Origin of the sequence: Salinarimonas sp., assembly GCF_046292825.1 — a bacterium.
Taxonomy (GTDB): Bacteria; Pseudomonadota; Alphaproteobacteria; order Rhizobiales; family Beijerinckiaceae; genus Salinarimonas.
Map to the genome: position 1 here is coordinate 1 of NZ_JBKBQG010000038.1, position 19,779 is coordinate 19,779.

Sequence of the window (19,779 nt, forward strand, 5' to 3'; positions counted from 1 at the left end):
GTCCCCACCTACCCCTGTGGGTACGGATCTCCCCCGGCCTTTTGGCTCCGAACCCATGCCGGTTCGCCGCCCCCCGCACCCCCCCCCCCCCCCCCCCCCCCCGCCCCCGGGGCGCGGACGCGCTGCGCCTCGTGCGCGAAACGGCCCTCACGCTCGTGCCGCTCGGCCTATAACGTCCTCCCATGAATCGACCCCGCCCGCCCCGCACGGATCTCGAAGCGCCGCTCGACCACGCCGAGAGCCGTCGGCGGCTCGTCGGCATCGCCTTGATGTGCACCGCGCTCGTCTGCTTCTCCGCGCTCGACGCCACCGCCAAGTACCTCAACCAGGTGCTCGACCCGCTGCAGACCGTCTGGGTGCGCTATATCGGCTCGGTCGTGCTCGTGAGCCTGTTCGTCAACGCCTTCACGACGCCGGGCGTGAGCCGCACCGCGAGACCCTGGCTGCAGGGCGCGCGCTCGCTCCTCCTGTTCGGGTCGACCGTCTTCAACTTCCTCGCTTTGCAATATCTCCAGCTCGCCGAGGCGATGGCGATCACCTTCTCGGTGCCCTTCCTCGTCGCGCTCCTCGCCGGGCCGATGCTCGGCGAGCGGCTCGGGCCGCGCCGGCTCGCGGCGATCGCGATCGGCTTTCTGGGCGTGCTCGTCGTGGTGCGCCCGGGGCTCGGCGGGCTGCATCCGGCCTTCCTGCTCTCGCTGATGGGCGTCGTCTGCTACGGGCTCTATGCGATCACGACGCGCATGCTCGCGCAGGTCGATCACCCGCGCACGATCCTGTTCTATTCGGGGCTCGGCGGCGTGGCGCTCGCCACCCCGATCGTGCCCTTCGTCTGGATCGAGCCGCCGAGCCTCGCCTTCTGGCTCCTTCTCGGCTCGGTGGCGGTCTACGGCACGGTGGGGCACTGGCTCCTGATCCTCGCCCATGCCCGCGCCCCCGCCGCCGTGCTCTCGCCGTTCCTGTACACGCAGATCGTCTGGATGCTCGCGCTGGGCTGGCTCGTCTTCGGCGATTTCCCGGACGTCTTCACGCTGATCGGCGCGGCGATCGTCATCGCCTGCGGGCTCTATCTCCTCGCCCGCGAGCGGGCGATCCGCGGGCGGCGCCCTTGACGCGAGCCGTGTCAGGCGGACTTACGTACGTTTCCCAATAGACGATTGCCGACCCTCGGGCTTAACCTCGATTAAAGTCGAGGGGAAACCGCAAGGACGCACATGGAGACCGGCAGTCTATCGCCGACGCGCGGTGCGCGCGGTCGCGTGACCCTCCAGATCATCGCCGACATGCTCGACGTGTCGACCGCGACGGTCTCCCTCGCTCTGCGCAACGCGCCCGTCGTCGCCGACGCGACCCGGCTGCGGGTGCAGCAGGCCGCCCGCGAGCTCGGCTACACCTACAATCGCAGCGCCGCCGCCCTGCGCACCTCCCGCTCGGACATGATCGCGGTGGGCCTCAACGACGTCTCGCAGCCCGACGCCGCGCGCATCCTCGCCGTCGTCGAGGACGCCGCGCGCGACGCCGGCCGCACGATCCTGCTCGGCACCTATGCCGAGAGCCTCGACCGGCAGGAGCGCGTGCTCGGCATGCTGCGCGAATTCCGCCCGGACGGCATGCTGATCTGCCCCGCGAGCGGATCGACCGCCGAGGCGCTCGCCCATCTCGTCGATGCGGGCATCCCCGTCGTGCTCGTGCAGCGGGACGTCGATGGCGCGGGCTTCGACTATGTCGGCGTCGACGACGGGGCGGGGGCGGAGCTTGCGGTCGACCATCTCGTCGCGCTCGGCCACCGCCGCATCGGCATGATCGGCGGCGACCCGATGATCTCGAGCGACCGCGCCCGCCGCGCGGGCTTCCTCGCGGCGATGGCGGCGCGGGGGCTTCCCGTCGATCCGGACCATCTCGTCGACGGCTACGGCACGCGCGAGACCGGCATCGCCGGCACGGTGACGATCCTCGCGCAGGACGACCCGCCGACTGCGATCGTCTGCGTGAACGATCTCGTCGCCTTCGGGGCGATGGTCGGGCTCGCGCGCACGGGCAAGCGGCCGGGGATCGACGTGTCGATCGTCGGCTGCGGGGACGCGCCGGAGGCGGCGACGAGCGCGCCGGGCCTCACCACCGTGCGCACGCACCACGACGCCGTCGGCCGCCGCGCCGCCGAGGTGCTGATGCGCCGCATCGTCGATCCCGAGGCTCCGCCCGAGCGCCACGTCTTCGCCCCCGAGCTCGTCGCCCGCGCGACCACCGCCGCGCATTGAGCCGCGCGCCTCGTCGCGACGCGCCCTCCCCCAGACGCCCGCGCGCGATTTCGCCTTTGCCGCGGCGCCGTTTCCTGCTTCGTTGAGGGAAACGAGGGAGGCGAGGACCCGTGTCGACACCCGAAATCCTGATGCCGCGGCCGATGCTGCCGCTCGTCGCCGAGGCGCTCGCGCAGGCCGGAACCCTCCACAAGCTCTGGGAAATGCCCGATCCCGACGCCTTCCTCGCGCAGCGCGGATCGGCGATCCGTGCGGTCGCGACGGGCTCGCACCTGCCGATCGACGGCGCCTTCCTAGATCTCCTGCCAAATTGCGAGATCGTGGCGAGCTTCGGGGTCGGCTACGACCATGTCGACACGGCCGCCGCGGCCGCGCGCGGCATCGTGGTGACGAACACGCCCGACGTCCTCACCGAGGAGGTCGCCGACCTGACGCTCGGCCTCCTCCTGATGACGGTGCGCCGGCTCGGCGCCGCCGAGCGCTATCTGCGCTCGGGATCCTGGCTCGAAGGAGCCTTTCCGCTCACGAACACGCTGCGCGAGAAGCGCGTCGGCATCCTCGGCTACGGGCGGATCGGCAAGGCGATCGCGCGCCGGCTCGACGCGTTCGGGGTCGAGATCGTCTATCACGGCCGGCGCCCGCAGGAGGGCGTGCCGCACGCTTATGTCGCGAACCTGCACGAGATGGCGAAGGCGGTCGACATTCTCGTCAGCGTCGCGCCGGGCGGCGCCGCCACGCGCCACATGATCGACGCGAGCGTGCTCGCCGCGCTCGGGCCGACGGGAACGCTGATCAATGTCGGCCGCGGCAGCGTCGTCGACGAGGCGGCGCTCGTCGAGGCGCTCGAGGCGGGGCGTCTCGGCGCCGCGGGGCTCGACGTCTTCGAGGACGAACCGCGCGTGCCGCAGGCGTTGATCGCCCGCGACGACGTCGTGCTCCTCCCTCATGTCGGCTCGGCGACAATCCACACGCGCAGCCTGATGGCCCGCCTCGTCGTCGACAACATCCTTTCCTGGCTCGCCGGCAAAGGCCCCCTCACCCCGGTGCCCGAGACGCCGGTGACGGCCACGCGGGAATAGGCGCCGGATCGCGAGCGAGCGCCTCTAGCCTCCCCGCGCCGTCGCCACCGCGGCGCGGGCGCCGGCTTGCATGAACATCGTGTCGGAGCCCAGCGCGACGAGGTCGAAGCCCATCTCGACGAGGGCGCGGCCGCGGGCGGGGTTGGCGGCGAAGGCGCCGATCGACTTGCCCGCCGCGCGGGCGCGCTCGATGGCGTGACGCATCGCCGCATCCACCTCCGCGCTCTCCGGCGCGAGCCGCGCCCCCTGCGAGAGCCCGACCGACAGATCGGCGGGGCCGATGAAGATGCCGTCGAGCCCCTCGACCGCCAGGATCTCGTCGATCGCGTCGAGCGCGGCGCGGGTCTCGATCATGGCGAGAACGACGACGAGCCCGTTCGCCCGCGCGAAATAGGTCGGGTGGTCCATCCCCGTGAGCGCGAGCGCGCCAGCCGGCCCCCAGGAGCGTCCGCCGACGGGCGGGAACTTGGCGAAGGAGACGAGCCGGCGCGCGTCCTCGGGCGTGTCGATCATCGGCGCGATGATCCCCACCGCGCCCGCGTCGAGCACGCGCGAGACCGTGGCGAAATCGCCCACCGGCACCCGCACGATCGTCGGCTTGCCGGCGGCGGCGACGAGCGGGATCGCGGAGACGACGGCGCGCAGGTCGACGGGCGCGTGCTGCATGTCGATCGCGATCGCGTCGAAGGGCTCGCGCGCCATGAGCCCGGGGACCGTCGGCTCGGGGAGGCCGCACCAGCCGACGAGAACGGGGCTCGTCCCCGAAAGCCCCCGGGAGAGGGCGGAGAGGGCGGCGGTGCCGGGATGCTCGCGCGGCTCGGTCTGCATGGGCGTCTCCTGATGTCTGGGGCGCCGTTCCCGGCGTCTGCCTCCCTTCATACAGGCTCGCTCGCGCGACGATAACCCGCACGCGCGCCGCTTCCGCCTCGGGCAGGATGCCCGCACCACGGCCGCCCGCTCGCGAGGCCGTGACTTGCCGGGCCGGGGGGAGTGCCCGATGTTTCCCCCGAGGAAAGACGCGAGGCGCCGGCGCGGCCGGCCGACGAGGGAGCGCACGGAATGTTCATCAAGCGCAAGCGCGGCTGGGAGATCCCCGAGAGCGAGGCGACGCCCGAGAGCGTGTTCCTGAACAGACGCACGCTGATGGCGGGCGCCGCCGGCCTGATCGGGGCCTCGGCCCTGCCGCGCATCGCCCTGGCCGAGGAGCGCCCGACGAGCGACCTCTACCCCGCCCCCCGCAACGAGGGCTTCGTCCTCGACCGGGACCTGACCGAGGAGAGCGTCGCGGCGAACTACAACAATTTCTACGAGTTCGGCTCCTCGAAGAGCGTCGCCGCCGCCGCGCAGCGGCTCGAGGCCTGGCCGTGGAGCGTGCGGATCGAGGGCCTCGTCGAGGAGGAGCAGACGCTCGACGTCGAGGCGCTGATCCGGCGCATGAGCCTCGAGGAGCGCCTCTACCGCTTCCGCTGCGTCGAGGCTTGGGCGATGGCGGTGCCGTGGACGGGCTTCCCGATGGCCGACCTCGTGGCGCTCGCCCGCCCGCTCTCCTCGGCCAAATACGTCCTGATGGAGACCTTCTACGAGCCGACCATGGCGCCGGGCCAGCGCCAGATCTGGTATCCCTGGCCCTATACCGAGGGTCTCACCATCGCCGAGGCCACGAACGAGCTGACGATGATGGTGACCGGCATCTACGGGAAGCCGATCGCCAACCAGTTCGGCGCGCCGCTGCGCCTGATCGTGCCGTGGAAATACGGCTTCAAGTCGATCAAGTCGATCGTCGCCTTCCGCTTCGTGGAGGAGCGGCCGATGTCGTTCTGGGAGGAGCTCGCCCCGCAGGAATACGGGTTCTGGGCGAACGTGAACCCGGACGTGCCGCATCCGCGCTGGAGCCAAGCGACCGAGCGCATGCTCGGCACCAACGAGCGCCGCGACACGCTCCTCTTCAACGGCTACGGCGAATGGGTCGCCGACCTCTACGAGGGCATGGAGAGGGAGCGGCTGTTCGCGTGAGGGTGGCGGGCGCCGCGCAGAAAAAAAGCCGCTTCCGACTTGGCGGAAGCGGCTTCGAAAGTTTGTCGAGCTTCGACTGGGAGCGTCGAAACCCTCCAGAGGGGAACGGCCGAAATGGAAAACCGCCGGGAGGAAGTAGCGGTCCCATCGCCTTCAGCCAATGCCGATATGGCGCGCAGTCTGCCGCTTTGCAATGCACATAAAGGTGAATCACCCCTGCGTCGCGCGCATGGCTGCCGCCACGCTTTTCCCCCGATTCCTTGCCGCGCCGTCGCATTTGCGTCGTGAAGACGGCCGGGGTTGCGTCGGACGCCCGCTGAACGACCGCTCACCCGCCTAGAAAAACGGCAGAGCTCGCGACTGCCCATCGCGTGGGCTCAATAGGTCCAGCGCTGGGCCTTCGAGACCAGGAAGTCGCGGAAGACCTGGACGCGGGCGACCTGGCGCATCTCCTCCGCATAGACGAGGTAGGAATCGAGCGAGGGCATCTCGACGTCGCGCAGGATCTGCACGAGCTGCGTGTTCTGATCGGTGACGTAATCGGGCAGCACCGCGATGCCGGCCCCGCTCTCCACCGCCGTCTTGAGGCCGGAAATGTTGTTGATCACGCATTGATAGGTGCGCGGGTTGCGCACGTCGCGGCCGGCGGTCGAAAGCCAGTGCACCGCGAGCAGATAGGAGGGCTGATCGCCGCCGAAGGCGAGGAGCCGGTGCGTGTCGAGATCGGCGAGCGTCTTCGGCTCTCCGAACTGCTTGATGTATTCCGCCGACGCGTAGATGTGGAAATGCACCGTGAACAGGCGACGCTGGATCAGGTCCGGCTGGGTCGGCTGGCGCAGCCTGATCGCGACGTCGGCCTCGCGCATGCCGAGATCGAGCTCTTCGTTGGAGAGGATCAGCTCGACGCGGATCTCGGGATAGAGGTCGAAGAATTCCGGCAGACGCTGCGTCAGCCAGAGCGAGCCGAGGCCGACCGTGGTCGTCACCTTGAGGTCGCCGGAGGGACGCTCTGCCGTCTCGGCGAGGCGCGCGCGGGTCGTCTCGAGGCGCATCTTCATGTCGCGCGCGGCGCGGAACAGGAGCTCGCCCTGTTCCGTGAGGAGGAGCCCGCGGGCGTGACGGTGGAAGAGCGGCGCGCGCAGCTCGCGCTCGAGCGCGCTGATCTGCCGGCTGACCGCCGATTGGCTCAAGCCCAGATCGTCGCCCGCACGGGTGAAGGACCCCGCCTCGGCGACGGTGAAGAAGATGCGAACCTTGTCCCAATCCACGACGGCGTTCCCCGCGGCCGCCGCCGGCCCGGTTCGTGCGACTGCCTATTCCGCGCGCATCATCGCCGCTCGCGCCGCGAGCCGCAAGCGAAACCGTCCCGTTTCCCACCGCGGACGGGGAATTGAGGAGAAGTCGCGGAGCCCGCGCCGCGGCGTCCGCTCGAGGACGACGGAGAAAGCGCTCCCTCTCCTTCCCCTCAGGGGAAGGTGGCTCCGACCCCGAACAGGGGTCGGAGGCGGATGGGGTCATTCGACCCGAAGGGTCGAAGGGGCGTCGGGAGCCGCCTTACGCAAGGAGCTTTAGGACCACGCCCCTTCGCGCCTTCGGCGCGAATAACCCTATCCGACCCGTCGGCTTCGCCGCCGGGCCACCTTCCCCTGAGGGGAAGGAGAGGGCCGGTCGCCGTCTGGCGCCGGCTCTCCCCTTTCGAACTCTCAGCGCTGCATCGCGCCCGCGACGCGGCGGGCGAGCATGCGGGGGAGGAGGCGGCCGAGGCCGATCGCGGTCTTGTTGCGAGCGCCCGGAACGCAGACGGCGTGGCCCGCGCGGTAGGACTCGACCCCGATCCGCGCGACCCGCTTCGCGTCGAGCCGCGAGCGCAGGTAGCGGCGCTCGCCGCCGTCGAGGCTCGCGCCGAACTCGGTGCCGGTCGCGCCCGGGCACAGAGCGGTGACGACGACGCCGAAGGGCTTCGCCTCCTCGTGCAGCGCCTCGGAGAGCGAGAGGAGATAGGCCTTGGTCGCCTGGTAGGTCGCCATGTGCGGGCTCGCCTGGAAGGCGCCCATCGAGGCGACGTTGAGGATGCCGCCGCGCCCGCGCGCGATCATGTCGGGCAGGAACAGGCGGCACAGAGCGGTCGGCACCGCGACGTTGAGCGCGATCATCTGCATCTGCTCCTCGAGCGGCAGATCGATGAAATCGCCGCGCAGCCCGAAGCCCGCCGCGTTGACGAGCGTGTGCGGCGCGAGGTCCTTGGCGAGGATACGGGAATGCAGCTCCTGCGCGGCGTCGGTGCCTGCGAGATCGCATTCCATCGTCTCGACGAAGCCCCTATCCTTCGCGACGAGCTCGGAGGCGAGGCTCTCGAGCCGCTCGCGGCGACGGGCCACGAGCACGAGATTGTGTCCGATCGCAGAGAATCGACGTGCGATTTCGGCCCCGATGCCGCTCGAAGCTCCGGTGACGATGGTCCAGCGGGGTTCCGACATGCGCACTCTCTCCTTTCGACGCGGCACCGCACCATAACTATGTTCTCGTGGCCGCGCTGCCAATGCGCCGCAGGCGCGAAAGCGCCACGATGCGCGCTTCCTGTCGATCCGCTCGGGCCGAGCCTTTCGCTTTCGCCAAAAGCCGTCTATAGACCCCGCCAAATCTGACTCCTGGTCGCTTGAAGCGCCCGGGCCGAGAGGCATGGGGACGATCGCGCGCGCGGTCGCCTCCGCCTCGCGCGCCCGAGCCCCGCCCGAGAACGGAACCGCGCATGCCCAAACGCACCGACATCTCCTCGATCCTCATCATCGGCGCGGGTCCGATCGTGATCGGACAGGCCTGCGAATTCGATTATTCCGGCACGCAGGCCTGCAAGGCGCTGCGCGAGGAAGGCTATCGGATCATCCTCGTCAATTCCAATCCGGCGACGATCATGACCGATCCCGAGCTCGCGGATCGCACCTATGTCGAGCCGATCACGCCGGAAGTGGTCGCCAAGATCATCGAGGCGGAGCGCCCGGACGCGCTCCTGCCGACGATGGGCGGGCAGACGGCGCTCAATTGCGCGCTCTCGCTGCAGAAGATGGGCGTCCTCGAGAGGTACGGCGTCGAGATGATCGGCGCGGACGCGGTCGCGATCGACAAGGCGGAGGACCGCCAGCTCTTCCGCGAGGCGATGGCGAAGATCGGCCTCGAGACGCCCTCCTCGCGCCTCGCCAACGCCTCCTCGCTGAAGAAGAAGCACCGCGACGAGCACGCGGCCGAGCTCGCCCGCATCGACGCGCTCGACGTGTCCGAGACCGAGAAGGCCGATCTGCGCGCCGCCTTCGCGCGCAAATGGGCGGCCGGCGAGAGCGAGCGGCGCAAGCGCACGATCGAATACGCGCTCGGCGAGGCCCTGATGGCGCTCGCCGAGATCGGCCTGCCGGCGATCATCCGCCCCTCCTTCACGCTGGGCGGCACCGGCGGCGGCATCGCCTACAACCGCGAGGAGTTCCTCGACATCGTCGAGCGCGGTCTGGACGCCTCCCCGACGGGCGAGGTCCTGATCGAGGAGAGCGTGCTCGGTTGGAAGGAATACGAGATGGAGGTCGTGCGCGACCGCGCCGACAATTGCATCATCGTCTGCTCGATCGAGAACATCGATCCGATGGGCGTGCACACGGGCGATTCGATCACGGTCGCGCCGGCGCTGACGCTCACCGACAAGGAATACCAGATCATGCGCGACGCCTCGATCGCGGTGTTGCGCGAGATCGGGGTCGAGACCGGCGGCTCGAACGTGCAATTCGCGATCAACCCGGCGAATGGGCGCATGGTCGTGATCGAGATGAACCCGCGCGTCTCGCGCTCCTCGGCGCTCGCCTCGAAGGCGACGGGCTTCCCGATCGCCAAGGTCGCGGCGAAGCTCGCGGTGGGCTACACGCTCGACGAGATCGCCAACGACATCACGGGCGGCGCGACGCCGGCCTCCTTCGAGCCGACGATCGACTACGTCGTCACCAAGATCCCCCGCTTCGCCTTCGAGAAGTTCCCCGGCTCCGAGCCCACGCTCACCACCTCGATGAAGTCCGTCGGCGAGGCGATGGCGATCGGCCGCACCTTCGCCGAGAGCCTGCAGAAGGCGCTGCGCTCGCTGGAGACCGGGCTGACCGGCCTCGACGAGATCGAGATCGAGGGGCTCGGCAAGGGCGACGACCGCAACGCCATCAAGGCCGCGCTCGGCACGCCGACGCCCGACCGGCTCCTCAAGGTCGCCCAGGCGATGCGGCTCGGCGCGACGACCGAGGAGATCCACGCCTCCTGCCGGATCGACCCCTGGTTCCTCGAGCACATCCGCGACATCGTCGAGACCGAGGCGAAGGTGCGCGCGCTCGGCCTGCCGACGACGCCCGGCGCCATGCGCCGCCTCAAGGCGATGGGCTTCTCGGACGCACGCCTCGCGGTGCTCTCGGGCAGGAGCGAGGCCGAGGTGACGGCGGCGCGGCGGGCGCTCGACGTGCGCCCGGTCTTCAAGCGCATCGACACCTGCGCGGCCGAGTTCGCCTCGCCCACCGCCTACATGTACTCGACCTACGAGGCGCCCTTCGGCGGCGTGCCGGCGGACGAGGCACGGCCGTCGGACGCCAAGAAGGTCGTCATCCTCGGCGGCGGGCCGAACCGGATCGGGCAGGGCATCGAGTTCGACTATTGCTGCTGCCACGCCTGCTTCGCGCTCGGCGACGTCGGCTACGAGACGATCATGATCAACTGCAATCCGGAGACGGTGTCGACGGATTACGATACGTCGGATCGGCTCTATTTCGAGCCGCTCACCGCCGAGGACGTGATCGAGATCCTCGATACCGAGCGCTCGAAGGGCACGCTGCACGGCGTCATCGTGCAGTTCGGCGGCCAGACGCCGCTCAAGCTCGCGCGCGCGCTCGAGGAGGCGGACGTGCCGATCCTCGGCACCTCGCCGGACGCGATCGACCTCGCGGAAGACCGCGACCGCTTCAAGCGCCTCCTCGACAAGCTCGGTTTGAAGCAGCCCAAGAACGGAATCGCCTATTCGGTCGAGCAGGCGCGCCTCGTCGCCGGCGATCTCGGCCTGCCCTTCGTGGTGCGCCCCTCCTACGTGCTCGGCGGGCGCGCGATGGCGATCATCCACGACGAGACGCAGTTCGAGGACTACCTCCTCGGCACCCTGCCCTCGCTGATCCCCTCCGACGTCAAGGCGCGCTACCCCAACGACAAGACCGGGCAGATCAACACCGTGCTCGGCAAGAACCCGCTTCTGTTCGACCGCTACCTCGCCGATGCGATCGAGATCGACGTCGACGCGCTCGCGGACGGGCGTGACGTCTTCGTCGCCGGCATCATGGAGCATATCGAGGAGGCGGGCATCCATTCGGGCGATTCGGCCTGCTCGCTGCCGCCGCGCTCGCTGTCGGCGGAGACGATCGCCGAGCTCGAGCGGCAGACGAAGGCGCTCGCGCTCGCGCTCGACGTCGGCGGGCTGATGAACGTGCAATACGCGCTCAAGGACGGGACCGTCTACGTGCTCGAGGTCAATCCGCGCGCCTCGCGGACCGTGCCCTTCGTCGCCAAGGTCGTCGGCGAGCCCTTCGCCAAGATCGCCTCGCGGGTGATGGCCGGCGAGAGCCTCGCCTCCTTCGGTCTCGAAAAGAAGGAGCTCGCCCATATCGGCGTGAAGGAGGCGGTGTTCCCCTTCGCGCGCTTCCCCGGCGTCGACGTGCTGCTCGGGCCGGAGATGCGCTCGACGGGCGAGGTGATCGGCCTCGACCGTTCCTTCGGCGTGGCCTTCCTCAAGAGCCAGCTCGGCTCGGGCACGATGCTGCCGAAGGCCGGCACCGTGTTCGTGTCGGTTCGCGACGACGACAAGCCGCGGCTCCTGCCGGCGGTGCGGCGTCTCGCCGAGCTCGGCTTCGTCATCCTCGCGACGGGGGGCACCCAGGCCTATCTCGAGGCGAACGGCGTGCCCGCGCGCAAGATCAACAAGGTGCTCGAGGGCCGGCCCCACATCGTCGACGCGATCAAGAACGGCGACGTCCATCTCGTGTTCAACACGACGGAGGGCGCGAGCGCGCTCTCGGACTCGCGGTCGCTGCGCCGCGCCGCCCTCTTGCACAAGGTCCCGTACTATACCACTCTGGCAGGAGCGATCGCGGCCGCGGAGGGCATCGAGGCCTATCTGAGCGGCGATCTCGAGGTGCGCGCGCTGCAGGATTATTTCGCTTGAGCCTGCGGCGCCCGCGCCGACACCGGGAGGCGTGAACGCCTCCCACGATCCTCCACCGCAGCGCCGGAGCGCCGGACAACCGCCGCTCCGCGCGCTGATTTTGCGTCGAGAAGACCGAACATGGACAAGGTCCCGATCACGGCCCAGGGCTTCCAGAAGCTGGAGGAGGAGCTCAAGCACCGCCAGCAGGTGGAGCGCCAGCGGATCATCCAGGCGATCTCCGAAGCGCGCGCGCTCGGCGATCTGTCGGAGAACGCCGAATACCACGCCGCGAAGGAAGCCCAATCCCACAACGAGGGCCGCATCCTCGAGCTCGAGAGCCTGATCTCCCGCGCGGAAGTCATCGACGTCGGCAAGCTCGGCGGCGACCGGATCAAATTCGGCGCCCGCGTGACCCTCGTCGACGAGGACACCGAGGAGGAGAAGGTCTACCAGATCGTCGGCGAGCCGGAAGCGGACGTGCATTCCGGCCGCGTCTCGATCGGCTCGCCGATCGCCCGCGCGCTCATCGGCAAGACGGTCGGCGACACGGTCGAGGTGGTCACGCCCGGCGGCGGCAAGTCCTACGAGGTGCTCTCGGTCGATTTCGGCTGAGCGGCACGGGCGATCGCCGCGCCGCTCGTGCGGCGCGGGATCACACCGGCCAGCGCTCCAGACGGTAGGCGCCGTCCCAGAACATCCATTCGAGCCGGGTCGCGGCTTTATAGGCGTCGTGCATGCGCGCGACCATCGCGGGCGAGGCCTGCGCCGCCGCCTCGTCGGTCGCCGCGATCATGGCGCGCACCGCCTCATGGAAATCCTCGCCGGCATAGGTGTCGATCCAGGCCTGGTAGGGATTGCCGGGCGCCGCGCGGGCGTGGATGTCGCGGCCGACCTCCGCATAGATCCAGAAGCAGGGCAGGAGCGCGGCGAGCACGACCTCGTAGGGCTCGGCGAAGGCGGTCGCCGTCAGATACGAGACGTAATGGTGGCAGGTCGGCGCGACCGGCGTCTCCGCGAAGGTCTGCGGCGCGATGCCGTATTGCTCGAAGAACGAGCCGTGCAGCGAGCGCTCGACGACGATCGCCACCTCGGCGCCCTTGGCGAATTGCACGATGCGATCGGGATCGCGCGCCTTGGCGGCCGCGAGCGCGAGCGCTCGGCCGAAGCCGATCAGGTAATGCGCATCCTGGACGATGTAGTGCGTGAAGCGCTCCTTCGAGAGCGTGCCGGCGGCGAGCTCCGCGTTGAAGGGCATTGTGCGGATCGCCTCGTAGGCGGCGCCGTTGCGGCTCCAGGCCTGTGCGGAAAAGGCGTCGGATCGGGGGGACATCTCGGCTCGGGGCTCCCGTAACGTTCGAGGGACGCGCGCACTTTGCGCAAAAGCGCCGCGATTGAAAGTGGGCAGGCGCGCCGTTCCTCCCCGCCGAGAACGCCGCTTCGTGCGATCACGCAAGATCAAATCCGCGTGACTGTCGAAAACGCGTTTGTTACCTGCAAAATTGCAAATCACACTCTGCGATCGGCGATGATGCAATTCCCATCCGGCGACCGAAATGGAGTGACGAAGCCCGCGGCGAAGGTTGCCGCGTGGCGCTAGGAGAAACGATCATGACCAAGATCTCGGCCCTCCGCTCCGCCGCTCTCGCCGGTGCGATCCTCGCGCTCGGCCTCGGCGCCCCGGCGCTCGCGCTGACGCCCGAGGAGGAGATCCGCCTCTACGACCAGCCTCGCCAGATCGACGGCTTCCTGCTGAACGGGTCGGCGCCGGCCTTCGACGTGGAGGCGACGGGCAGCGTCGTCGTGCCGGAGGCGTCCGCGAGCCTCGCGCCGGCCGCCACCGCCGACGAGCCGTTCTTCGCCAATCACGAGCGCATCCGCCTGCAGTCGGATTACGGCGAGTGAGCCTCGGGCGGCACGCTTTCGGGGAGCCGCACGCGCGGCTTCCCGCCTCTCCCGGCGCTTCCGCAATCGTCACGATGGTGGGAGCGTTGGTGGAGCCAGGCGGAATCGAACCGCCGACCTCTTGAATGCCATTCAAGCGCTCTCCCAACTGAGCTATGGCCCCGTCCAATGCGCGCGCCCTTGGGGTGGCGGCGTCGGGTCGACGCGGCCCGCGGCGAGACGCCGGGGCGCTCCCGCTCGGATCGAGCGCGTCAGGGAGCGTGAGGCGATGGTGGAGCCAGGCGGAATCGAACCGCCGACCTCTTGAATGCCATTCAAGCGCTCTCCCAACTGAGCTATGGCCCCACTCGTCGATCTCCGCGGTTGGGGCCGCGGAGCGGGTCCGTCGAAACGGTGCGCCTGTTTATCGCCCCGGCGGGGGATGTCAAGCCTCTTCGTCGTCCTCGATCTCGCCGTCGATGAGGCCGGAGACGTCGTCGTCGCCCTCCTCCTCCTCCGCGAGGAAGGTGTCGTCGTCGTCGCCCTCTCCGAGGTCGATGTCCTCCTCGGCGCCCTCGACCTTCTTCTCGTCGTCGGCCTCCTCGAGGGAGACGAGCTCGACGTTCGCCGTCTCGAGCTCCTCCTCCTCCGCCTCCTCGACGACGGGGACGACGCGGCCGCCCTTGACGCCAACGGCCTCGAAGGAGGCGCGGGGATAGGCGACGCCGCTATAGGGGGAGACGACGGGGTCGCGGTTCAGGTCGTAGAACTTGCGCCCGGTCTCGGGGCAGGTCCGCTTGGTGCCGAGTTCCGGTCTGGCCACGGGCTGAAACCTTCGTAGATCGTGATGGAAGGGTGGAGGGTGTTGAACGCCTCGCGCGAAATGTCAAACCAAAAGATGAGCGCGCGCGCAAGGCCGGTGTCGCACCCCGCCTTGACCCGCGCCCGCGATGGCGTCGTGACGCGCGCGCGCGCCCGTGCTAACGCTCCCGTCCGAACCGATCCCGAGCCGGAGCCCCCCTACTCGTGTCGCACGATCCCGATCACCAGCCCCAGCCGCTCGAGGCGCGTCCCGGCGGCCCGCTCGTCGGGCGCCTGCGCGTTCCGGGCGACAAGTCGATCTCCCACCGCAGCCTGATCCTCGGCCTCCTCGCCATCGGCGAGACGCGGATCGAGGGTCTTCTCGAGGGGGACGACGTCCTGCGCACCGCCCGCGCCTGCGCGCAGCTCGGCGCGCGCGTCGAGCGGCTCGGCGAGGGCGCCTGGCGGGTGACGGGTGTGGGCATCGGCGGCCTCGTCGAGCCCGACGGCGTCCTCGATTTCGGCAATGCGGGCACCGGCTCGCGGCTGATGATGGGCGTCGCCGGCAGCCATCCGGTGACGGCGACCTTCGACGGCGACGCGAGCCTGCGCAAGCGCCCGATGGGCCGCATTCTCGAGCCGCTGACGCGCATGGGCGCGATCGTGGTCGAGGCGGCCGAGGGCGGGCGCGTGCCGCTCACCCTGCGCGGCCCCCGCGAGACGATCCCGATCACCTACGAGACGCCGGTCGCCTCCGCGCAGATCAAGTCCGCCGTGCTGCTCGCCGGGCTCAACGCGCCCGGCCGCGTCACCGTGATCGAGCGCGAGGCGAGCCGCGACCATACGGAGCGGATGCTGCGCCTGTTCGGCGCTCAGGTGAGCGTCGAGCCGCACGGCGAGGCGGGGCGCACGATCGTCCTGCAGGGCCAGCCCGAGCTCGTCGGCACCCGCGTCGTCGTCCCCGCCGACCCCTCCTCGGCCGCCTTCCCCATCGTCGCGGCGCTCCTGGTGCCGGGCTCGGACATTCTCGTCGAGGGCGTGATGACCAATCCCCTGCGCACGGGGCTCCTCGCCACGCTCCTCGAGATGGGCGCCGACATCGCCCTCGAGAACGAGCGCGAGGAGGGCGGCGAGACCGTCGCGGACCTGCGCGTGCGCGCGAGCCGCCTGCGCGGCGTCGACGTGCCGGCCGCGCGCGCGCCCTCGATGATCGACGAATACCCGATCCTCGCGGTCGCCGCGGCCTGCGCCGAGGGCGAGACGCGCATGCGCGGCCTGCACGAATTGCGCGTGAAGGAATCCGACCGCCTCGCCGCCGTCGCCGCCGGCCTCGCCGCCGCGGGCGTGGCGCACGCGATCGAGGGGGACGACCTCGTCGTCTCCGGCGCGGGGCGGGCCCCGCAGGGCGGCGGCACCGTCGCCACCCATCTCGACCACCGCATCGCCATGAGCTTCCTCGTCATGGGCCTCGTGGCGCGCGACGGCATGCGCGTCGACGACGGGGCGATGATCGCGACGTCCTACCCGACCTTCGTGTCGTCCATGCGGGGGCTCGGCGCGTCGATCGCGGATGCCGGGGTCGGCTCCTGATGGGGTTCGTCGTCGCGATCGACGGCCCGGCCGCCTCGGGCAAGGGCACCCTCGCGAGGCGGCTCGCGGAGGCCTACGGCTTCGCCCATCTCGATACCGGCCTCCTCTACCGGGCGGTGGCGCGCATCCTGATCGACAAGAACCGCCCGCTCGAGGACGAGCAGGCCGCCGAGGCCGCCGCCGCCGCCCTCAACCTCGCCTATGTCGAGGAGAGCCGCCTGCGCGGGGCCGAGATGGGGCGCGCCGCCTCGATCGTCTCCGCCTATCCGGCCGTGCGCCGCGCGCTCGTGGACTTCCAGCGCCGCTTCGCCGAGCAGGAGCCCGGCGCCGTGCTCGACGGGCGCGACATCGGCACCGTGATCTGCCCGGATGCGCAGGTGAAGCTGTTCGTCACCGCGAGCACCGAGGAGCGCGCCCGCCGCCGCCACCGCGAGCTCGCGCTGCGGGGCGAGGACATCGGCTACGAGGCCGTGCTCGAGGATCTGCGCGCCCGCGACGCCCGCGACAGCGGCCGCGCGACGGCCCCCCTCAAGCAGGCCGAGGGCGCCCACGTCCTCGACACCTCCGCCCTCGACATCGAGGAAGCCCTCGCCCACGCCCGCCGCATCGTCGACGCGGCGAGAACGGGGGCGTGAGGGATCGCGAGCAGGGCGAGCGTGTCGGCGAGGCGCCGTCGCTCTGCTTCCTGAGAGAGTGTGAAAACGTTGCGGTGTCATCCCGGACGCCGAAGGCGATCCGGGACCCATAACCACGACGTGTCAGTCGCAGCCTGTAGGCTGCGTTTCTCCGACGAAAGCTGCCCATATGTAGCGGCACGAGCGCGGCATGCGCGCTCGGGCGATCCTCGAGGATATGGGTCCCGGGTCCGCTTCGCGGCCCGGGATGACAACCTTCCGGAGATCCACACGCTCTCCAGGGGAACGCGCAGGGCCGCCCCCCCTCGACCGAACCCCGCCCCGCGCCATGCGTTCGCCTCGGACAGATCAGGAGGCGACATGATTTCCAAGACAGCCCGATACGGCATTCCGCTCGCGGCCGCGCTCGCGATCGGCGTCGGGGCGAGCGGGGCGGCGGCGCAGGCGCGCGACGGCGCGCTCGTGGTCGCGCAGGCGCCCGTCGAGGACGGCATCGCCGTCACCCGCCAGCGGCCGGACGCGATCCTGCGGCTCGGCGAGCAATACCAGCTGCCTCCGCGCTTCTCCCGCGAGCAGAGGCCGATGATCATCGCCGATCTCGAGGCGCAGCCGATCTACACCCGCGACGGCGACGAGGTCGGCACCGTCGATCGCCTCGTCCAGGGGCCGGACGGGCAGCGCTATCTCGTCTTCGACCATGGCGGCTTCCTCGGCTTCGGATCGGAGAAGCTCGCGCTGCCGGTCGACCGCTTCTATCTCGACGGCGATCGCCTCGTCGTCTGGGGAGCGAGCGAAGAGGACATCGAGAACATGGAAGGGATCGACCAGGCGTGGGGCAACGTCCCGGCGATCCAGGACTCCGGTCCCTTCGGCATGAATCTCGGCGAGACCGGCTACCGCACGGAGTGAGGCACGGGCGGCGTTCAGCCTTCGTTCGCATTTTCGCGTCATGATGCGGGCATGAACGTCGCCCTCGGCCTCTCCCCCGAGACGCTCGCCTTCGCCGCGGGCGCGCTCGCGCTCGTCCTCGCGATCGCGCTCCTCGCGAGCCTCGCGAGAGCCCGCCGCGAGCGGGGGGAGACCGCCCGGCGCATGGCCGAGATCGCCCGCCTCCAGGCGGAGATGACCGGGCGGATGGCGACCTTCGCGGAGGTGTTCGGCGCGCGACAGGGCGATTTCGCCCGCATGCTCGCCGAGCGCATCGAGCGCGGGAGCGCCGCGCAGGGCGAGCATCTCACCCGGCTCTCCTCGCGGCTCGCCGTGATCGACGCCGCCCAGCGCAATCTCGAGACCCTCGCCGGCCAGGTCGCGGATCTCAAGGAGATCCTCTCCGACAAGCAGGCGCGCGGCGCCTGGGGGCAGGGGCGCATGGAGGCGATCGTGCGCGACGGCCTGCCCGCCGGCGCCTACGCCTTCCAGGCGACGCTGGCGAGCGGCGCGCGGCCCGATTGCCTGATCCGCCTGCCCGGCGATCCGCGCGGCCTCGTCATCGACGCCAAATTCCCGCTCGAAGGCTTCCTCGCCCATCGCGAGGCGCGGGACGCCCAGGCGAAGGCGCGGGCGGCGACCCGCGTGCGCGCCGATGTCGGCCGCCATGTCGGCGCGATCGCCGAGCGCTATCTCGTTCCCGGCGAGACGCAGGACGTCGCGCTCATGTTCGTGCCCGCCGAGAGCGTGCACGCCGATCTCCAGGAGCATTTCCCGGACGTCGTCCAGCGCGCGCATCGCGCGGGCGTGGTCATCGTCTCGCCCGCCCTCCTCTCGCTCGCGATCCAGGTGGTGCAGGCGCTCGCCCGCGATGCGCGGGTGCGCGAGGAGGCGCGGGTGATCCAGACCGAAGTCGCCCGCCTCCTCGACGATCTCTCCCGGCTGGAGGACCGCGTCGGGCGTCTCGACCGGCATTTTCGGCAGGCGGAGGGCGACGTCGCCGCGATCCGCGCCGCGACCGAGACGATCGCCCGGCGCGGGCGGCGCATCGAGAGCCTCGATTTCGCCGACGAGCCCCCGCCCCGCCGCGCCGCCGACGACGCGGCGTGAGGGCGGCAGCGCGCAAGAGTTCTCAGGCGAGAGTTCTAAGGCACGAACCCCTCGAACACCATCTGATCCGCATGCGCCTGCGCGCGGGCGCGGGCATCGGCATCGCGGACGGTCCAGACCATCACCGGCAGCTCGGCGAGCGCGCGCAGGAGGAAGGGGGCGGCGTGCGGGAGGTCGCGGACGCCCCAGGAGAGGAAATGCGGCTGCGTCTCGCGAACGTGGTCGAGGCTCGCGAGCGCGCGCTTCGTCTCGGAGGTGAGGCCGTCCCACTCGCGGTGATCGTAGCGCGCCTCCGCCACGATGCCGCGCACGCGCTGCGGCGCGAGGCGGCGGATCTCCGCGACGATGGCGGGATCGAAGGATTTGAGCGCGATCGGCCCCGAATAGGCCTGCGCGAGCGCGAGCGTGCGGTGCACGAGGCGCATGTCCCCGTCGAAGCGGCTCTTGATCTCGACGACGAGCGGCACCCGCCCGGCGACCGTCTCCAGAAGATCGGACAGGCGCGGGATCGTCTCCCCGCCGGCATCGAGGAGCGCGGTGGCGGCGAGCCGCTCGGCCGCCACCTCGCGCACGAGCCCCTCGCGGCCGACGAGCCGCGCGAGGTCGTCGTCGTGGAAGACCATCGCCTCCCCGTCGGCGCTGATCTGGACGTCGCACTCGATCGAAAAACCGTGCGCGATGGCCGCGCGGGCGGCGCCGAGGGTGTTCTCGACGCGCCCGGCCGCGCGCTCGTGCAGGCCGCGATGGGCCACGGGGCGCGCGACGAGCCAATCCGGCGCCGGCGTAAGGGCGAGGCTCATGCTCAGCGCACCTCGAACATGCCTTCGACCTCGACCGCGGCGTCGAGCGGCAATTCCGCGACGCCGATCGTCGAGCGGGCATGGCGGCCGGCCTCGCCGAGCGCCTCGACCATCAGATCGGAGGCGCCGTTCATCACCTGGGCGAGCTGCGCGAAATCGGGGCTCGCATTGATGAAGCCGCCGAGGCGCACGCAACGCACGACGAGATCGAGATCGCCCACCGCCGCCTTCAGCTGGGCGAGGAGGTTGATCGCGCACAGCCGAGCGGCCTCGCGGCCCGCCTCCGGCGAGACCCCGGCGCCGAGCTTGCCGATATGGGCGGGCGCGAGCTTGCCGTCGGGCCCCAGGCAGAGCTGCCCCGAGACGACGACGAGATTGCCCGTGCGCACGCTCGGCAGGTAGTTCGCCACCGGCGCCGCCGCCGCCGGCAGCGTGATCCCCAGATCGGCCAGCTTCTCCTCGATCCTGCTCATGATCCGTTCCTCC

18 protein-coding genes and 2 tRNA genes are annotated in these 19,779 nt (G+C 70.5%); 11 read left to right on the forward strand and 9 right to left on the reverse strand.

The window, feature by feature from the left end; all coding sequences use genetic code 11:
- The first annotated feature begins 182 nt into the window (after nucleotides 1–182).
- From ACK4UM_RS16035 to ACK4UM_RS16045, 3 genes are all read left to right on the forward strand, one after another.
- Entirely contained in the window at nucleotides 183–1,109 is a 927-nt protein-coding gene (locus tag ACK4UM_RS16035; protein WP_409800980.1) for a DMT family transporter, read from the forward strand.
- A gap of 147 nt (nucleotides 1,110–1,256) precedes the next feature.
- Nucleotides 1,257–2,255, forward strand: a complete 999-nt coding sequence (locus tag ACK4UM_RS16040) for a LacI family DNA-binding transcriptional regulator (RefSeq protein WP_409800982.1) — start codon at nucleotides 1,257–1,259, stop codon at nucleotides 2,253–2,255.
- Nucleotides 2,256–2,365: 110 nt separating this feature from the next.
- Nucleotides 2,366–3,334 carry a 2-hydroxyacid dehydrogenase gene (locus ACK4UM_RS16045; protein WP_409800984.1) on the forward strand — a complete coding sequence of 323 codons (969 nt, stop codon included), beginning with the start codon at nucleotides 2,366–2,368 and terminating at the stop codon, nucleotides 3,332–3,334.
- 24 nt (nucleotides 3,335–3,358) lie between these two features.
- Here ACK4UM_RS16045 and ACK4UM_RS16050 read toward each other — a convergent pair whose 3' ends face one another.
- The gene (locus tag ACK4UM_RS16050; protein WP_409800985.1) at nucleotides 3,359–4,162 is read right to left on the reverse strand and encodes an HpcH/HpaI aldolase family protein; all 804 of its coding nucleotides are present in this window, start codon (nucleotides 4,160–4,162) and stop codon (nucleotides 3,359–3,361) included.
- 231 nt (nucleotides 4,163–4,393) lie between these two features.
- Here ACK4UM_RS16050 and msrP point away from each other — a divergent pair, with 231 nt between their 5' ends.
- Nucleotides 4,394–5,347 carry a protein-methionine-sulfoxide reductase catalytic subunit MsrP gene (gene msrP / locus ACK4UM_RS16055; protein WP_409800987.1) on the forward strand — a complete coding sequence of 318 codons (954 nt, stop codon included), beginning with the start codon at nucleotides 4,394–4,396 and terminating at the stop codon, nucleotides 5,345–5,347.
- 377 nt (nucleotides 5,348–5,724) lie between these two features.
- Here the strand turns inward: msrP and ACK4UM_RS16060 are convergent, their stop codons facing one another.
- Together ACK4UM_RS16060 and ACK4UM_RS16065 are read right to left on the reverse strand one after the other, a co-directional pair.
- The gene (locus ACK4UM_RS16060) at nucleotides 5,725–6,615 is read right to left on the reverse strand and encodes a LysR family transcriptional regulator (protein WP_409800989.1); all 891 of its coding nucleotides are present in this window, start codon (nucleotides 6,613–6,615) and stop codon (nucleotides 5,725–5,727) included.
- A 435-nt stretch (nucleotides 6,616–7,050) separates the two neighbouring features.
- Entirely contained in the window at nucleotides 7,051–7,824 is a 774-nt protein-coding gene (locus ACK4UM_RS16065; RefSeq protein WP_409800991.1) for an SDR family NAD(P)-dependent oxidoreductase, read from the reverse strand.
- Nucleotides 7,825–8,096: 272 nt separating this feature from the next.
- Between ACK4UM_RS16065 and carB the strand changes: the two genes are divergently transcribed.
- Complete coding sequence (gene carB / locus ACK4UM_RS16070) at nucleotides 8,097–11,567, forward strand: carbamoyl-phosphate synthase large subunit (protein ID WP_409800993.1); 3,471 nt, start codon at nucleotides 8,097–8,099, stop codon at nucleotides 11,565–11,567.
- Nucleotides 11,568–11,687: 120 nt separating this feature from the next.
- Nucleotides 11,688–12,161, forward strand: coding sequence for a transcription elongation factor GreA (gene greA / locus ACK4UM_RS16075; protein ID WP_409800995.1), 474 nt, complete (start codon nucleotides 11,688–11,690; stop codon nucleotides 12,159–12,161).
- A gap of 40 nt (nucleotides 12,162–12,201) precedes the next feature.
- Here the strand turns inward: greA and tenA are convergent, their stop codons facing one another.
- A complete protein-coding gene (gene tenA / locus ACK4UM_RS16080) occupies nucleotides 12,202–12,879 on the reverse strand; it encodes a thiaminase II (protein WP_409800997.1) in 678 nt (225 codons plus the stop codon).
- A gap of 278 nt (nucleotides 12,880–13,157) precedes the next feature.
- On the opposite strand from tenA, the gene ACK4UM_RS16085 reads away from it, so the two are divergent.
- The gene (locus ACK4UM_RS16085) at nucleotides 13,158–13,451 is read left to right on the forward strand and encodes a hypothetical protein (protein WP_409800999.1); all 294 of its coding nucleotides are present in this window, start codon (nucleotides 13,158–13,160) and stop codon (nucleotides 13,449–13,451) included.
- An 87-nt stretch (nucleotides 13,452–13,538) separates the two neighbouring features.
- Here the strand turns inward: ACK4UM_RS16085 and ACK4UM_RS16090 are convergent.
- The 3 genes from ACK4UM_RS16090 to ACK4UM_RS16100 form a co-directional block, all read right to left on the reverse strand.
- Nucleotides 13,539–13,614: transfer RNA gene (locus ACK4UM_RS16090), tRNA-Ala, on the reverse strand.
- Nucleotides 13,615–13,720: 106 nt separating this feature from the next.
- Nucleotides 13,721–13,796 (reverse strand) — tRNA-Ala (locus ACK4UM_RS16095).
- A gap of 79 nt (nucleotides 13,797–13,875) precedes the next feature.
- Nucleotides 13,876–14,253: a TIGR02300 family protein gene (locus ACK4UM_RS16100; protein WP_409801001.1), complete on the reverse strand. Its 378-nt coding sequence runs from the start codon at nucleotides 14,251–14,253 to the stop codon at nucleotides 13,876–13,878.
- Between the two features lie 203 nt (nucleotides 14,254–14,456).
- On the opposite strand from ACK4UM_RS16100, the gene aroA reads away from it, so the two are divergent.
- From aroA to ACK4UM_RS16120, 4 genes are all read left to right on the forward strand, one after another.
- Nucleotides 14,457–15,821, forward strand: coding sequence for a 3-phosphoshikimate 1-carboxyvinyltransferase (gene aroA, locus ACK4UM_RS16105; protein WP_409801003.1), 1,365 nt, complete (start codon nucleotides 14,457–14,459; stop codon nucleotides 15,819–15,821).
- Nucleotides 15,821–16,456, forward strand: coding sequence for a (d)CMP kinase (cmk, locus tag ACK4UM_RS16110; RefSeq protein WP_409801004.1), 636 nt, complete (start codon nucleotides 15,821–15,823; stop codon nucleotides 16,454–16,456). Before aroA ends, cmk begins: the two co-directional genes overlap by 1 nt.
- A gap of 360 nt (nucleotides 16,457–16,816) precedes the next feature.
- A complete protein-coding gene (locus tag ACK4UM_RS16115; protein ID WP_409801006.1) occupies nucleotides 16,817–17,365 on the forward strand; it encodes a PRC-barrel domain-containing protein in 549 nt (182 codons plus the stop codon).
- 51 nt (nucleotides 17,366–17,416) lie between these two features.
- The gene (locus ACK4UM_RS16120) at nucleotides 17,417–18,493 is read left to right on the forward strand and encodes a DNA recombination protein RmuC (RefSeq protein ID WP_409801008.1); all 1,077 of its coding nucleotides are present in this window, start codon (nucleotides 17,417–17,419) and stop codon (nucleotides 18,491–18,493) included.
- Between the two features lie 35 nt (nucleotides 18,494–18,528).
- Here ACK4UM_RS16120 and ACK4UM_RS16125 read toward each other — a convergent pair whose 3' ends face one another.
- Both ACK4UM_RS16125 and ACK4UM_RS16130 read right to left on the reverse strand, forming a co-directional pair.
- On the reverse strand, nucleotides 18,529–19,293 hold the full coding sequence (locus ACK4UM_RS16125) for a glycerophosphodiester phosphodiesterase family protein (RefSeq protein ID WP_409801009.1): 765 nt from the start codon (nucleotides 19,291–19,293) through the stop codon (nucleotides 18,529–18,531).
- A gap of 2 nt (nucleotides 19,294–19,295) precedes the next feature.
- A complete protein-coding gene (locus ACK4UM_RS16130; protein WP_409801011.1) occupies nucleotides 19,296–19,766 on the reverse strand; it encodes a RidA family protein in 471 nt (156 codons plus the stop codon).
- Nucleotides 19,767–19,779: the final 13 nt, after the last annotated feature.